Below are 12,232 nucleotides of genomic sequence, written 5' to 3' on the forward strand. Positions count from 1 at the left end.
GGGTGCCGGAGGACGTGGGGGGCACGCCGTCGTTCCCTGACGGCTGGGAGCCCGACGACGACCGCGACCGCGGGGGTGCGGACGAAGAGTTCGCCTCCGTGGTCTTCGACGAGGACTTCGTGCGGGCCGCGGAGATCCATGAACCGACCGCCGTGGAGCGGCTGTTGGCCGCTGCCGAGGCGCGCGCCGAGGCCTCCGAGGCGGAGGCCCGCAGGGCGCGCACCCGCGGCCGTGGCCACGACGCGTCGGACGACGAGCTCTACGAAGACGGCTTCGGCCCCGACGACAGCACCGAGTTCGGCCGCGACGACGACCCCGACGACGCCTACGAACACGACCCGGACGGGAGGTACGGCCGCCCGGGCCGCCACCCCGGCCAGGCCCGCTGGCACCGCCCCATAGCCTGGATGCTCGCCCTCCTGATGGGCATCGGCATGGTCGCCCTCGCCTTCACCGCCGTCTACCGGGGAGCCTCCTCGGGCGGCCAGGGCCAGGTGCCCGCGCCCGCCTCCACCGAGGTCGGGCAGAGCGCCGACACCGAAGCGTCGCCCAGCCCCTCCGTCTCCGCCGAGTTCAGCCAGTCCGCGGTGCCCGCGACGCCGCGTACGCCCTGAGAAGCACACCGCGCCGCGTTGTCGGAACTTGTCGTGTACCAGGGCGTTTACCTGACGGCCCGGAGACCTACCCTGAAGGTATGGGCGGGCCAGGAGATCCACCCGCGGGGACACCCGAGGGAGCTGCCGGCGGCGGCGAGGACGAGTACCGGTCGGTTGTCTTCGACGAGTCCTTCGTGCGGGCTGCCCGCCTCCAGGAGTTCTCCGCGCAGGAGCGCATGGACGACCACACGCGCGCCGTGCGCCGCCGCCCCGGCCTCCACCGGACGCTCTCCCGGCAGCTGTTGATACTCGTCGTGCTCATCGCCGTCGCTTTCGGCACCGCGATCTACATGGGCCTGCGCAGCCCGTACCAGTCTCCGGCGGCCAAGCGCCCCGAACCCCTGCGCATGACGGTGACGCCGCTCGCCCCGACCGGCCGTGTGCCCGGCTCGAAGAGCGTCTCGAACCTCTACGCGCACAGCCCCGCCGCGGAGTTCCGCGTGGGCGCCGGCGGCATCAACCTGCCGCCCGTGCGCCGCACTTCGCACTTCTCGGACAGTCAGGTGATGGGGGCGCTCGTCACCGCCAAGGACTACCTGGTCGAGTCCGCGCTCGACCCGGACGTGCTCGCCGGGGGTTCCCCGCGCGACGTACGCCTCCTGATCGACCCGCAGCAGTACGCCCAGTTCGACCGGAGCTTCGCCCGCCCGGCGGCCGACGGGCGGCATGCGGCGACGGGGTGGCTCGTGCGGTTCGACCCGGCGCGCGCCGCGCTCGCCGACCACCGGGTCAGGACCGAGGGCACGCTGCGGATCGTCGAGTCCGACAAGAACACACTGGAGGTGACATCGGACCACACGTTCGTGTACGCGCTGCGGGGCGTCGACCGCGGGGACACCCGGCGCGCCCGGGGCGCCGACGACGAGCGGGCGCGGGCATCGCTGTTCACCGTCCGCCGCGAGCTGCACTTCCGCTTCGACCGCGACGACCTGCGGATGCACCGCGCCGAGGTGCTCACCTCCGCCACGCAGGCGGGACCGCTCGCCTGCGCCGCCGAGTCGGCGAGCCACCTGCGGCCGCTGCTCGCCGGGGAGCGGGCGAAGACGGGTGGCCCGGCCGGCACGGACCCGTACGCGACCGGGGGCGCGACGCCGCTGTGCGGCTCTCTCGCGGCGTCGGCCCAGCCCTCGCTCTCCGCGTCCTGAAGCGGCGTACGCGACGGCCGCGGCTCGTGCGCGAGGGCTACGGCTGCTTGTCCTGCGGCGGTGTGCCGTCGCCGTTGCTCGGGCCAGTGAACTTGCCGCGCAGCTTGCCGCCGAGGTCGCCCGCGCCACCCGCGAGGTCGCTGACCAGCTTCATCAGCGGGTCCTTGCTGTTGCGCACGTTGTCCGCGTACGACGAAGCCGACTGCCGGAAGGAGTCGGAGACCGACGTGTCCTTGTCCTCGTCGCGGCGGGGGTAGTGGCCGTCCATGATCCGCTGGAAGTCCCGTGACTCGGCCCACTTCTTCAGCTCGGCGGCCCGGACCGCGGCGAAGGGGTGCGTGCGCGGCAGGACGTTGAGGATCTTCAGGACGGAGTCGCGCAGGTCGCCCCCGGCCTCGTACTCCTCGGCCTGCTCCAGGAACGCGTCCACGTTCATCTCGTGCAGGTGGTTGCCGCCCGCCAGCTTCATCAGGCCGCGCATCGAGGACTTCAGGTCCTGCCCGACCAGCAGGCCCGCCCGGTCCGCCGACAGCTCGGACTTGCGGAACCACTCGCGCAGCGCCGTCACGATCCCCATGATCGCGACATTGCCCAGCGGGATCCACGCGACCTTCAGGGCGAGGTTCGTGAGGAACAGCAGGATCGTGCGGTAGACCGAGTGACCGGAGAGGGCGTGGCCCACCTCGTGGCCGACGACCGCCCGCATCTCCTCCTCGTCGAGCAGCTCGACCAGGCCCGTGGTCACGACGATGATCGGCTCGTCCAGACCGATGCACATCGCGTTCGGGTTCGGGTCCTGGTTCACGTACATCGGCGGGACCTTCTCCAGGTCCAGGATGTAACAGGCGTCCCGCAGCATGGTGTTGAGGTGCGCGAACTGCGCGTCGGACACGCGCACGGAGTCCGACAGGAACAGGAGCCTCAGGCTCCGCTCGGGGAGCAGGCCGCTGAGGGCCTTGAAGACCGTGTCGAAGCCGCTGAGCTTGCGCAGGGCGACCAGGGCCGAGCGGTCCGCCGGGTGCTCGTAGGCGCGCGAGGAGATGCCCGGGAAGCGCCTGCGCTGCCTGCTCGGCATGCGCTCGTACCCCTCGCCGCCCCCGCCGTGGTGGTTGTCGTCGGTCATGCCGCATCCCCCATGTCTCGTCCTCTCGCGCCCCCGAGGTGGGGCCAAGCCTAGGCGGAGATACCGTGACAGGGCAGCACACAGAAGGAGTCTTCCGTCATGGAGCACAACCCTGGGGCCGACTGGCTCACGGAGGCGGCCAAGGCCGCGGAGCAGCAGGGACCGGGCAATCTGCTGCGGATCGTGCTGATCGTCATGGTCGTCGGATGCGTACTGGTCGGCTGGTTCCTGTTGCGCGGGTACCGGCAGGGGGCCGACAAGGCCTCCGAGGGCGCCGGCGAGAACGCTTCCGAGGACGCCGACAAGAGTGCCTCCGAAGACGTCGACAAGGGTGCCGACCACCGCAACGGCTGAGTCGGCGTAAGGCGGAACGGGCCTCCCGCTTACGATGGGCCGGAAGTCTTTATGTCCATCCCACCTCCGGATAGGTCCTGCCTGAGATGAGCCTCCACAGCAACGCCGCCCAGCTGGTCACTCTCGCCTCCGAGGGCGGCGAGCACGGCGGCAACCACGAAAGCCTCAGCCCCCTCCTCACCGGAGGCGGCGCGTTCGTCGTCCTCCTGCTGCTCCTGTGGATCACCACCCGCTTCAACCGGGACCGCTGAAACAGAGCCCGTCCGCCGGGCCGGTAGGGTCTGCACGCATGGGAGAGCAGGACATGCCTACCGGTCCGGAGACCGGTCCGGTGAGCAACGGCAAGCGCCGCCTCGGCGTCATGGGCGGAACGTTTGATCCGATCCACCACGGACACCTCGTGGCGGCCAGTGAGGTCGCCGCGCAATTCCACCTCGACGAGGTGGTGTTCGTGCCGACGGGCCAGCCGTGGCAGAAGAGCGCCAAACAGGTCTCGCCCGCCGAGGACCGCTATCTGATGACGGTCATCGCGACCGCGGAGAACCCGCAGTTCTCGGTCAGCCGCATCGACATCGACCGCGGCGGGGCCACGTACACCACGGACACGCTGCGCGATCTGCGTGCCCTCAATCCCGACACGGACCTCTTCTTCATCACGGGTGCCGACGCCCTCGGCCAGATCCTCACCTGGCGGGACACGGAAGAGCTGTTCTCCCTCGCGCACTTCATCGGGGTCACCCGGCCCGGCCACACGCTGGCCGACCCCGGCCTGCCCAAGGGCGGTGTCTCCCTGGTGGAGGTGCCCGCCCTGGCCATCTCGTCCACGGACTGCCGCGCGCGCGTCGCCAAGGGCGATCCGGTCTGGTACCTGGTGCCCGACGGTGTGGTGCGTTATATCGACAAGCGTGAGCTGTACCGCGGCGAATGAGCCGAGAGGGGCACCGGTGAACGACCGACAGTACGACCCTTATGCGGGCAGTGATCCGTATGCGGGCGAGTACGCGGGTGAGTACGCGGCCGACCAGTACCAGGTCGTCGGGTACGACGAGTACGGGCGGCCGGTGTACCAGCAGGTTCCGCAGGCCCAACAGGTTCAGCAGGTCCAGCAGCCGCAGGTGCCCCACCAGTCGCAGCCGCCTCAGCAGTCCCAGGGCTACGGGTACGACCCCTACACGGGTGGGCAGCAGGGGCAGCAGGGGTACGACGCGTACGGCGGGGCCGGAACCTCGTACGACACCACCGAGAGCCCCTACGGGACGGCCGCGCCCCAGGACACCGCCTGGATCCCGCAGCAGCAGCCCGAGCCGCCGGCACCGGAGGCCGCACCCGCACCCGCGCCCCCGCCCCGCCGCGAGCAGCCCGGTGAGTACAAGACCGAGCAGTTCTCGTTCATCGAGGAGCCGGACGAGGAATCCGAAGACGTCATCGACTGGCTGAAGTTCACCGAGAGCCGCACCGAGCGGCGCGAGGAGGCCAAGCGGCGCGGGCGTTCCCGGGTCGTCGCGCTCGTCGTGGTCCTCGCCCTGGTGATCGCCGGCGGCGTCGGCTACCTGTGGTTCGCCGGCAAGCTCCCGGGCCAGTCCGGCGGCGACGATGGCGCGGCCGCCGCCTCGGGGCCGCAGAAGCGCGACGTGATCGTCCTGCACCTGCACAACACGAAGGGTGACGGCACCTCCACCGCACTCCTGGTGAACAACGCCACCACGGAGCGGGGCGCCACCGTCCTGCTGCCCAACACCCTCGCCGTCTCGGACGACGACGGGACGCCGACCACGCTCGGCAAGTCCGTCGACGACGACGGCTCGACCGGCACCCGCGAGGCGATCGACACGGTGCTCGGCACCCAGGTCGAGGGCACCTGGCGCCTCGACACCCCGTACCTGGAGAACCTCGTCGAGCTCGTCGGCAACATCGACATCGACACGAACGCCGACGTGCCCGACCCCAAGGCCAAGAAGAAGGGCGAGGCGCCCCTCGTCAAGAAGGGCGAGCAGCAGACCCTGAGCGGCCGGATGGCCGTCGCGTACGCCACGTACCGGGCGTCCGGCGAGCAGGAGGCCGACCAGCTCCAGCGCTTCGGAGCGGTCATGCAGGGCGTCCTGCGCAAGCTGTCGTCGGACCCGCAGGCGGCCACGACCACCGTGCAGTCGCTCGCCCAGATCCTCGACCCGTCGCTGGAGGACAAGGACCTCGGCGCTTTCCTCGCCAAGCTCGCCGACCGTGCGAAGGGCGGCGACTACAAGACGACGCTGCTGCCGGTGGGCCAGGGCGGCACGCTGACCGACGGCGCCGGAGAGGCCGTGGTCAAGGACGTCCTCGGCGGCGCGGTGAAGAGCCCGGAGAAGGACGCGGCCGTGCGGGTCGGCGTGAAGAACGCCTCCGGGAAGAAGGGCGCCGCCCAGGACGCCCGGGTCTCCCTGGTCAACGGCGGCTACACCTTCATCGACGGCGGCGCGGGCCCGGCCGCCCAGCCCGCCTCGCAGGTCACCTACGCCGACGCGGCCAAGAAGGAGCAGGCCACCGAGGTCGCCAAGACCCTCGGCCTGCCGGCGAGCGCGGTCCGCAAGGGGAGCACGGCGGCCAACGCCGACGTCTCCGTGGTGCTCGGACAGGACTACAGGACCAGGTGAGAGCGGTCGGCGCGGGCCCCGCGGGGCGGCCCGCGCCGGAGCGGTGACGTAATCGTCTGGGGCGCTGTCGGCGGTCCGTGAGACCCTTGGGGTGTATCCACCAGCCGAAGGAAAGCTCACTAGTGACCGCCACGGAACGCTCCACCGAGCTCATCACCGTCGCCGCCCAGGCGGCTGCCGACAAGCTCGCGCACGACATCATCGCGTACGACGTCAGCGACGTGCTGTCGATCACCGACGCCTTCCTGCTCGCCTCCGCGCCCAACGACCGCCAGGTCAAGTCGATCGTGGACGAGATCGAGGAGCAGCTGAACAAGCAGCTCGGCGCCAAGCCGGTCCGCCGCGAGGGCGACCGCGACGCCCGCTGGATCCTCCTCGACTACGTGGACATCGTGGTGCACGTCCAGCACAGCGAGGAGCGCGTCTTCTACGCGCTCGAGCGCCTCTGGAAGGACTGCCCCGAGATCGACCTGCCGGAGGAGGCCAAGGCGACCCGCGGCAAGGCCGCCGAGCACGCCGAGCAGCAGGCCGCGGAGGAGGCCGACCTGGACGGTGAGCTTCGGTGACCCACCGCGGCCCGCGGCTCATCCTGTGGCGGCACGGCCAGACGGCGTGGAACCTGGAGCGCCGCTTCCAGGGCTCCACGGACATCGAGCTGACCGAGACGGGCGTGGCCCAGGCCAAGCGCGCCGCCCGGCTGCTCGCCTCCCTGAAGCCGGACGCCATCGTCGCCTCCGACCTCAAGCGCGCCGCGGCCACGGCCGGTGAGCTCTCCGCGATCACCGGCCTCCCCGTCACGCACGAGGAGGCGCTCCGCGAGACGTATGCCGGCGAGTGGCAGGGGCTGACGCACGACGAGATCATCGCCCGCTTCGGCGACCAGTACGCCGCGTGGAAGCGCGGCGAGGCGGTCCGCCGCGGCGGCGGCGAGCTGGAGACCGAGGTCGCCGACCGGGCCGCCCCCGTCGTCCTGCGCCACGCCGAGAAGCTGCCCGAGGACGGCACGCTGGTGGTGGTCAGCCACGGCGGCACGATCCGTACGACGATCGGTCGTCTCCTCGGTCTCGAACCGCACCACTGGGAGGGGCTCGGCGGCCTCACCAACTGCTGCTGGTCGGTCCTCGGCCGTGGCGCGCGGGGCTGGCGCCTCCTCGAGCACAACGCCGGCACGCTGCCGGAACCGGTGCTCGGCGACGACGACTGAGCCTCCCGGCGGGCGCCCGGACCCGGATTTCACATTCCGGCTGGTCGCAGGCTAAAGTTCTTCTTGTTCGCCCGCCGAGCGGGAAGAACGCAAGGGGCTATAGCTCAGTTGGTAGAGCGCCTGCATGGCATGCAGGAGGTCAGGAGTTCAATTCTCCTTAGCTCCACAGTCCGGAAATCCCGTCCCCATCAGGGGGCGGGATTTTTCTGTGTGCTCCGCCACGACCTCTTCACCCCGGGTCGCGCAGACCGTGGCAGAATCGGACGGCCGGAAGGGGACGCAGCCCGACGGGAGGGAGAGAGCGATGCCTGCGAGCATCTTCGGAGAGGTCGACCACCCCTCCGAAGCGGCGGCGGTACGAGAACGGTCCGCGCTCCGCACGCTCCTCGGCTGCCCTTCCTGCGGCTCGTCCCACGTCGCCCAAGTACTCGGTGACAACGGCGGAGTCTCGTACGTGTGCACCGCCTGCGGCCACAGCTGGAGCTGATCAATGGGTGCACACCGGCGGAAATGCGATTGGTGCGGCAGTGGTACGCCGATCGTCCGCGACATGGAACCGGTCAACCCGGAGTACCAGTACTGGTGCGAGGAATGCGCGCGGGCACTGATCATAAAAGGCGACCCCATCGAGACGTACCGCGAGCTCGAAGGGGAGCCGATCTACGGCAGGCTCCTCGACGAGCACTGCACCCTCAAGCGGTTCTACTCGTTCGCCACCGCGTGACGGCGACCCACAGGAACGTAAAAGCGGTCACTACGTAGAGGGCGGACAGCGTCATCTGGCCATAGTTCTGGCCGAGTTCGAGCCGTCCCGCTCCATGGGGCACCCACCACAGCGCGTACGAGCAGAAGACCAGGTACACGGCTCCGACCCCCGCCCACCGTGCCCGCCCACCCCGTCGCTCGGCCTCCGCCCGCAGGAGCAGCACCATCGGCACGCACCACACCCAGTGGTGCGACCACGACACCGGACTCACCAGGAGCGCCGTCGCGGCGCAGGCGAGCACCGCCCAGGCCCGTTCCCCGCGCAACGCGGCGGCCACCGCCGCCGCGAGGCCCAGCGCGCCGGTCACGGAGGCCGCCAGGGCCCAGAAGGCGCCGGGCTCTCCGGTGTGCAGGAGCCGCGCCAGGACGCCGCGCAGCGACTGGTTCGCGGTGTCCTCCGCCAGACCGACGCGGCCCGCCTCGAAGACCATCCGGGTCCAGAACCGCCATGAGTCGTACGGCAGGACGGCGGCCGCGAGGAGCGTCGCCCCGGCGAACGACGCGGCCGCCACGCACGCGTGCCGCACGATCGGACGCCACGGCCCGCGCCGAGCGGCTTCGGCGGCCCCGGTGAGCAGCAGGAGGACCACGAACAGCGCGGGCGTGAGCTTGATCGCCGCCGCGACGCCGATGCCCACGCCCGCCCAGCGGTGTCCGGGGCGGCGCGACAGGTCCCACAGGACGAGGACGGCGAGCAGCAGGTTGATCTGGCCGTAGCGCAGCGTCGTCCAGACCGGCTCGCACCACACGACGAGGGCGGACGCCCACAGAGCGCCCTCCACGCGCGCGTGCCGATCGCCGTGGACCATCCGCAAGGAGAGGTGCACGAAGGCGATCAGGAGTGCCAGGTTGCCCAGCGTCGCGAGGGTGCGCATGGCCGCCGTGTCCAGCAGGGTCAGCGGCGTGAAGAGCAGCGCCGCGAACGGCGGGTAGGTGGTGGGCAGATGGGCCTCGGTGGCGCGCAGCGCGTAGAGGTCGCCGCCCGCGCGCACGGTCTCGCCCTCGGCCCGGTAGACCATGAGGTCGATCATCGAGACGTCGGCGGCACGCTGGGCGAGCCAGAAGGCCGCGAAGGAGAGCAGGCAGGCCCCGGCGGCCAGTGGCACACGGCGGCGGGCGGCGGGGAGCGCGAGCACGGTCACGAAGTCTGACAGTATCGCCCGTATCCACCCACACCGGCCCAGACCGGAAACGATTTGGTGGAGCACGGGTATGACCGTGTAATGTTGGCGGAGCCGCCGGGGAAACCGGGCGGACAGGCAAGGGGCTATAGCTCAGTTGGTAGAGCGCCTGCATGGCATGCAGGAGGTCAGGAGTTCAATTCTCCTTAGCTCCACAGGATATGAGCGGGCCACCCGAATCGGGTGGCCCGCTTTTTCGTGCCTTCGGCGTCAGCGTGTCCCGCTGTGCGCCGTGACCTACTGCCGTCCGCTGCCGAGTGCGCGGCGGCTCCGGCGCGGCGGGAGCGCGGCGGGCAGCGTCGTGCGGGACGGGGATGCCTCCTTCGGCGCCTCCTCGATGCGCAGGGCGAGTGCGGGGCAGCGCCGCACGGCGCGGGTGGCACGCGCTTCGGAGTAGCGCGGTACGGACGCTTCCGCCACCGACGGGAAGCCGTCGGGGCCCAACTGGATCAGCTCGGGGACGATGTCCGCGCAGAGTCCGTGCCCCTGGCAGAGCGTCCAGTCGACGGCCAGCGTGCGCCCACTGGGAGCCTCTGCGGGCGGTGTGTCCTCCTGGAGGGGGAGGACACCCTCGACGGGACGGCCGCACCCCCCGCCCAGGACGTGCGCGGCGAGGTCGTCCGTGAACGCCGAGATCGACGACTCCAGGAAGGCGGCCGAGCCGTCCGGATGCTTGCACGCACCGCGCCGCTTCACCGCCCGGGTCACCTCGCGCAGCGCCTCCAGAGCGGTCGGTCCGCCGCCCTGAAGGACGTCGGCGAGGCCACGGGCCGCCGCGGGCAGCCCGAGATAGCAGGGGCCGCACTGCCCGCTGCTCTCGGCGGCCAGCCAGTGCGCGACCCGCAGCGACTCGCCCAGCGGGCAGGTGCCCTCGCCGATCGGCAGGATCGCTCCCGCGCCGAGCGCGCCGCCGCACGCGTCCAGGGAGGCGCGGGAGACGACGGCGTCATGTGCCGTCATCCCGTCGAGCCACCTGCCGTGATAGCCGCCCGTCAGCACGCCCTGGGGGAGTGCGGGTGCGCCGGCCAGCTGAAGGACGTACTGGAGAGGCACGCCGGTGGGGACCTCGACGACCATCGGCCGGGCGACCGCTCCGGAGAGGGTCAGCAGGACGGTGCCGGGTTCGTCGCGCAGGCCGGTGCGGCAGTAGCGGTCGGCGCCCGTCCTGGCGGCGACGGCGAGCTGCGCGAAGGTCTCCGCGTTGGAGAGCAGGGTGGGGGCGCCGCCCACTCCGGAGTCCGACGTCCGCACTTTGCGCCCGGGCGGCAGCGGGGGGCCGCCGTCCGCCGAGCGGACGAGGGCGGAGGACTCCCCGGTGACCATGCGCACCGGATTGCGCTGCACGCGCGCGCGGAGGGCCGATCCCCGGCGGTTGCCGAGGCCGCGCTCGGCCAGCGCGGTGCGCATCGACGCCTCGGTCGAGTCGCGGGTCACGCCGACGACCAGGGTGCGCGCCCCGATGGCCTCGGCGGCGAGGAGGGCGCCGTCGAGGATCAGGTGCGGTGCGCGGTTGATCAGGACGGTGTCCTTGCGGCAGGCGGGCTCGTCCTCGCTGCCGTTGACGACGACCACGGGGCGTATGCCGCGCCGGATCGCCGCGTCGGCGACGGACCGCAGCTTGCGGGCGAAGGGGAAGCCCGCACCGCCGCGGCCCCGCAGTGCGATGTCCTCGGCGAGGCGGGCGAGCGGTTCGCCGGCCATCGGCTCCAGCGGGCCGTGCACCTTCAGGTGCATGGAGAGGTCGAGGCGTTCGACGAGGTCGAAGCCCGAGGTGAGCAGGGGCAGGCCGACGACGCGGACTTCGGGGACGTCGGGGAGCGAGGCGTTCACGGGTGGCCTCCGGTGGCGGCGTTCCAGGGCTCGCCCGTGCTGGGGGCCTGAAAGGGCCGGTGCAGCGGTTCGGTGGCGGGGCCGCTGTCGTACGCGGGGTCGAGGGGAGCGTCGTACGAGGGGTCGTAGAGGGGTTGGGGCGCGGTGTCGTACGTCGGCTGGGGTGCGACGTAGGGCGACTCGGCGGGCGGTGGCGGGGAGGGCGCGGGCCAGCGGCCGGCGGGCTCGGCGCGGGGCGGGGGGACGGTGGGGTGCGGCGGGGGCGCGGTGACGGTCAGGGCGCGATAGGCCGCGGAGATGCCGACCACGGGGTCCGTGGCCGGGGTCGGGGTGTTCGTGCCGGGCAGCGGGACGGAGAGGGTGTCCCGCGCGGGAGGCTCCTCCCGGTGCGGGGTGGCGCGCTCCGGTTCGAGCACGGCGAGGATGCGGGCGGCGACCTTCCGTTTGACCGGGAGGGGTGCCGCGCGAAGGGCGATCGCTCCGGCGACCGCGGCGAGGGACAGGGCGTACAGCGTGACCACCCATGGCTTGGGCTCGCGGCCCGCGTACAGGCCGTGGATCAGCGCCGAGCACCAGGCGGGGTAGGCGAGCATGTGCATCGCCCGCCAGCGCGACGCGATCCGCGCGGGGGAGGCGAAGGCGCTGCGGAGGGCGCCGGTGACGGCCGTGGTGACCATCAGGAGGCCCGCGAGCGAGCCGAGCCCGATGAGTCCTGCGCTGCCCGTGACACCGAGCCCGAAGGGCATCAGGGCGCCGAACAGCGACACGTGGTCGAGCGCGACCTTGACGGTGCCGTGCAGCAGCAGGAAGCCGACGGAGGCGATCGCGGTCGCGCGGTGCACGGCCTGGGCGAGGAGGCGTTGGCGCGAGTGCAGGAACAGGCGGTCGGTGGCCACCAGGCCCCAGGCGACGGAGGCGGTCAGCGAGACCAGGGAGAGGACGCCCGCGGTGAAGTCGATGGTGGCGCGCAGGGCGTCACCGCCGGCGAGGACGAGCAGGGGTATCAGGAGCAGTGTGCCGACGCCCAGGGCCCGTGGAGCGGGCGAGCGGGCTGCGGAACGCGGGAGGGAACGGCTCTTGCGGTGCGGGTGCAGAGGGTTCATGGCGGCTCCGAGATGGTTCGGTCCCGCCGCATGCTAAGTCGCTCCATACCGGTGGGTACGGGGTTTGAGTTATTGCGTTGTTATCAAAGTGCGACACGATCTTGGTGTTGCCCCGAAAGCGGGCGGTACGCGGAGTAACCCTTGGCCAATGCCTGGGCTTGTGGCGGTACGGCACCGCGGCGCGGCGCCCGGACGGTGCGGCGCGGAAGCTCGTCGCGAGCCGAAGGGGCGCTGCGGTACC

The 12,232-nt window shown here is 71.8% G+C and carries 14 protein-coding genes and 2 tRNA genes; 12 read left to right on the plus strand and 4 right to left on the minus strand.

The features are described from left to right. Nucleotides 1-2 precede the first annotated feature (2 nt). Nucleotides 3-614: a hypothetical protein gene (locus DEJ48_RS26090; RefSeq protein ID WP_150218684.1), complete on the plus strand. Its 612-nt coding sequence runs from the start codon at nt 3-5 to the stop codon at nt 612-614. An 80-nt stretch (nt 615-694) separates the two neighbouring features. Continuing rightward, the gene (locus tag DEJ48_RS26095) at nt 695-1,801 is read left to right on the plus strand and encodes a hypothetical protein (protein ID WP_150218685.1); all 1,107 of its coding nucleotides are present in this window, start codon (nt 695-697) and stop codon (nt 1,799-1,801) included. 37 nt (nt 1,802-1,838) lie between these two features. On the opposite strand, the gene DEJ48_RS26100 is transcribed toward DEJ48_RS26095, so the two are convergent. Next, nucleotides 1,839-2,924: a M48 family metallopeptidase gene (locus DEJ48_RS26100; protein ID WP_150218686.1), complete on the minus strand. Its 1,086-nt coding sequence runs from the start codon at nt 2,922-2,924 to the stop codon at nt 1,839-1,841. A gap of 99 nt (nt 2,925-3,023) precedes the next feature. Here DEJ48_RS26100 and DEJ48_RS26105 point away from each other — a divergent pair, with 99 nt between their 5' ends. The 9 genes from DEJ48_RS26105 (at nt 3,024) to DEJ48_RS26145 (ending at nt 7,836) form a co-directional block, all read left to right on the plus strand. Continuing rightward, nucleotides 3,024-3,278, plus strand: coding sequence for a hypothetical protein (locus DEJ48_RS26105; RefSeq protein ID WP_150218687.1), 255 nt, complete (start codon nt 3,024-3,026; stop codon nt 3,276-3,278). An 86-nt stretch (nt 3,279-3,364) separates the two neighbouring features. Beyond that, the gene (locus tag DEJ48_RS26110; protein WP_150184080.1) at nt 3,365-3,529 is read left to right on the plus strand and encodes a hypothetical protein; all 165 of its coding nucleotides are present in this window, start codon (nt 3,365-3,367) and stop codon (nt 3,527-3,529) included. 38 nt (nt 3,530-3,567) lie between these two features. After that, nucleotides 3,568-4,206 (plus strand): nicotinate-nucleotide adenylyltransferase, encoded by a 639-nt coding sequence (gene nadD / locus DEJ48_RS26115; protein ID WP_150218688.1) that lies wholly within the window; start codon nt 3,568-3,570, stop codon nt 4,204-4,206. 16 nt (nt 4,207-4,222) lie between these two features. Beyond that, nucleotides 4,223-5,908 carry an LCP family protein gene (locus DEJ48_RS26120; RefSeq protein WP_150218689.1) on the plus strand — a complete coding sequence of 562 codons (1,686 nt, stop codon included), beginning with the start codon at nt 4,223-4,225 and terminating at the stop codon, nt 5,906-5,908. Between the two features lie 122 nt (nt 5,909-6,030). Further along, a complete protein-coding gene (gene rsfS, locus DEJ48_RS26125; protein ID WP_150218690.1) occupies nt 6,031-6,474 on the plus strand; it encodes a ribosome silencing factor in 444 nt (147 codons plus the stop codon). Further along, entirely contained in the window at nt 6,471-7,112 is a 642-nt protein-coding gene (locus tag DEJ48_RS26130) for a histidine phosphatase family protein (RefSeq protein WP_150218691.1), read from the plus strand. The genes rsfS and DEJ48_RS26130 overlap by 4 nt, the downstream gene beginning before the upstream one ends. A 93-nt stretch (nt 7,113-7,205) precedes the next feature. After that, a tRNA-Ala gene (locus DEJ48_RS26135) sits at nt 7,206-7,278 on the plus strand. A gap of 138 nt (nt 7,279-7,416) precedes the next feature. Continuing rightward, nucleotides 7,417-7,599, plus strand: coding sequence for an IS1 family transposase (locus DEJ48_RS26140; RefSeq protein ID WP_150218692.1), 183 nt, complete (start codon nt 7,417-7,419; stop codon nt 7,597-7,599). Between the two features lie 3 nt (nt 7,600-7,602). Next, entirely contained in the window at nt 7,603-7,836 is a 234-nt protein-coding gene (locus DEJ48_RS26145; RefSeq protein ID WP_023588762.1) for a hypothetical protein, read from the plus strand. On the opposite strand, the gene DEJ48_RS26150 is transcribed toward DEJ48_RS26145, so the two are convergent. Continuing rightward, on the minus strand, nt 7,805-9,019 hold the full coding sequence (locus tag DEJ48_RS26150) for a glycosyltransferase 87 family protein (protein WP_190537591.1): 1,215 nt from the start codon (nt 9,017-9,019) through the stop codon (nt 7,805-7,807). The two genes, DEJ48_RS26145 and DEJ48_RS26150, sit on opposite strands and share 32 nt — an antisense overlap. A 121-nt stretch (nt 9,020-9,140) precedes the next feature. Between DEJ48_RS26150 and DEJ48_RS26155 the strand changes: the two genes are divergently transcribed. Then, nucleotides 9,141-9,213 (plus strand) — tRNA-Ala (locus tag DEJ48_RS26155). An 82-nt stretch (nt 9,214-9,295) separates the two neighbouring features. On the opposite strand, the gene DEJ48_RS26160 is transcribed toward DEJ48_RS26155, so the two are convergent. Then, nucleotides 9,296-10,888 (minus strand): ferredoxin, encoded by a 1,593-nt coding sequence (locus tag DEJ48_RS26160; RefSeq protein ID WP_150218693.1) that lies wholly within the window; start codon nt 10,886-10,888, stop codon nt 9,296-9,298. Then, nucleotides 10,885-11,991, minus strand: coding sequence for a hypothetical protein (locus DEJ48_RS26165; RefSeq protein WP_223832206.1), 1,107 nt, complete (start codon nt 11,989-11,991; stop codon nt 10,885-10,887). The genes DEJ48_RS26160 and DEJ48_RS26165 overlap by 4 nt, the downstream gene beginning before the upstream one ends. Nucleotides 11,992-12,232 lie beyond the last annotated feature (241 nt).

Origin of the sequence: Streptomyces venezuelae (assembly GCF_008642315.1) — a bacterium.
GTDB lineage: Bacteria > Actinomycetota > Actinomycetes > Streptomycetales > Streptomycetaceae > Streptomyces > Streptomyces venezuelae_D.

Coding starts and splice junctions, on each gene's coding strand:
- DEJ48_RS26095 (WP_150218685.1), top strand. CDS start 695: ATGGGCGGGCCAGGAGATCCACCCGCGGGGACACCCGAGGGAGCTGCC.
- DEJ48_RS26100 (WP_150218686.1), bottom strand. CDS start 2,924: ATGACCGACGACAACCACCACGGCGGGGGCGGCGAGGGGTACGAGCGC.
- DEJ48_RS26105 (WP_150218687.1), top strand. CDS start 3,024: ATGGAGCACAACCCTGGGGCCGACTGGCTCACGGAGGCGGCCAAGGCC.
- DEJ48_RS26110 (WP_150184080.1), top strand. CDS start 3,365: ATGAGCCTCCACAGCAACGCCGCCCAGCTGGTCACTCTCGCCTCCGAG.
- nadD (WP_150218688.1), top strand. CDS start 3,568: ATGGGAGAGCAGGACATGCCTACCGGTCCGGAGACCGGTCCGGTGAGC.
- DEJ48_RS26140 (WP_150218692.1), top strand. CDS start 7,417: ATGCCTGCGAGCATCTTCGGAGAGGTCGACCACCCCTCCGAAGCGGCG.
- DEJ48_RS26145 (WP_023588762.1), top strand. CDS start 7,603: ATGGGTGCACACCGGCGGAAATGCGATTGGTGCGGCAGTGGTACGCCG.
- DEJ48_RS26165 (WP_223832206.1), bottom strand. CDS start 11,991: ATGAACCCTCTGCACCCGCACCGCAAGAGCCGTTCCCTCCCGCGTTCC.